The 1,722-nt window shown below is 73.0% G+C and carries 2 protein-coding genes; both read right to left on the reverse strand.

Annotated elements, in window-relative coordinates; genetic code table 11:
- The coding region (locus AB0J68_RS31930) for a glycosyltransferase family 2 protein (RefSeq protein ID WP_363942571.1) at positions 1-219 on the reverse strand (219 nt) is incomplete at its 3' end.
- Between the two features lie 15 nt (positions 220-234).
- Positions 235-1,722, reverse strand: a 1,488-nt coding sequence (locus AB0J68_RS31935; protein WP_363942573.1) for a DUF5941 domain-containing protein, incomplete at its 5' end; no start/stop codon positions are given.

The following is a 1,722-nucleotide window of genomic DNA, read 5'->3' on the forward strand; positions in this document are numbered from 1 at the left end:
GGCTGGACCGAGGCCGACGTTCTCCGACAGTCGGACCGACCGGACCCGCTGGTCGCGGGCCGCGTACTCGTCGATGATCTCGCCGCTGGCGTCGGGCGAGCAGTCGTCGACGGCGATCACCTCGAGGTCGGTCACCGGCTGGCCGAGGACCGAGTCCAGGCACTCGCGCAGATATCCCTGCACCCGGAAGGCCGGCACCACGAAACTGATCAGGGTCATCCGGCCGTCCCTCCGTCAGCGCGGCGCGACACCTCCCGCGCCCACCGGCGCGGCCGACGCCCGCGCGCTACGGGCCGGCCGGACGAACCAGGCCAGGACGACGCTCGCCACGAAAACCACGAGAAGGTACGCACCGAGTGTAGCCATGGCGATACTCACGATGCCGACAATCGCCGCGAGGGCCAGCAGCACCGAACGTCCGTCCCAGCCCAGCGTGGCGACGTGCAGCGGCGGCGCCGTCTGCCGCTTCTCCAGTCGCGCCGTCAGGTCGTAGTGGTGCACGGTGAGCACGAAGACGTAGCCGAAGATCAGCCAGCCCGGCGCGTCGCCGACCACCCCGACGGCGATCGCGAACAGGTACTCGGCGGCCCGCAGCGCCGCCGGCACCAGCCAGTCCAGCGGGCCGTTGTGCGCGGCCCCGGCGCCGAGGCCACCGGCCAGCAGCACCAGCAACGCCACCGGCACCGCCCACCGCAGCCCTGCCGGCGAGTCGCCCAGCAGGGCGACGACAAGCAGCACCGCCGGCCCGAGCGCGGCGATCACCGCCAGGGTGAGCGGCCCCATCGGGCGGACCACCGGCAGCCGGCGGGCCAGCGGGCCGTCGTCGCGGTGCAGGGTCGCGTCGACCGTGTCCAGCACCGGCACCCACATCCAGCGGGCCCGCAACGTGCGCAACGCCCCGGTGTACGCGAACGCCAACCCACCCCAGACCAGCACCGCGATGAGGCTGACCAGCGGATTGAACAGCGCCACGGTCAGCGCGATCAGCGCCCACCGCTCACCGATCGGGAACACCACGGTCCGCTTCAGCCAGTACGACAGCGAGCCCGTGTCCGCCTGCACCCGCGTCGACGCGGCGTTCAGCCGGTCACCGATACCGCCGCTGGCTCCCGCCGCCGTCCGGGGCCGGCGTGCCGCCTCGTCGTGCAGCACCCCGTACCAGGTGTCGGTCATGTGCCGGACGGTCTGCAACGTCATCGCGGCGATCGCCAACGCCCAGCCGTTGCCCAGCCCGGCGTGACTGACTCCAAAGCCCAGGCCGGCGTAGACCAGGTACTCCTTCGCCCGGTCGGCCATCGTGTCCAGCCAGCCGCCCCACGCGCTGAAGTGCCGGGTGTAGCGGGCCAGCTGACCGTCCACGCAGTCCAGCACGAAGCCGAGGTAGAGCAGCACCGCGCCGCCGACCAGCGCGGGTCGCCCGCCGACCCCGAACAGCACGGCGGCGGCCAGCGCGAACAGCACCGAGATCACCGTGACCCCGGTCGGGGTGAGCCGCAGCCGGGCCGCGAGCCGGACCACGTACGGCGACCAGGTGCTGACGAAGTACGTGGAGAAGAAGTCGTCCCGCTCCTTCACCGACAGCCGCAGCTCGGCGCGGTCCTCGTCGACCGCCGTCACCGCCGCCTCGGCGGCGACCAGCCCGGCCGGGTCCTCGACCCGGTGCGCGACGAGGAGGCGTACCCGCTGGGCGAAGATCAGGGTGCCGAGCGCCGCGAGACCCGC

The organism is Micromonospora sp. NPDC049580, from assembly GCF_040675595.1.
Taxonomy (GTDB): Bacteria; Actinomycetota; Actinomycetes; order Mycobacteriales; family Micromonosporaceae; genus Micromonospora.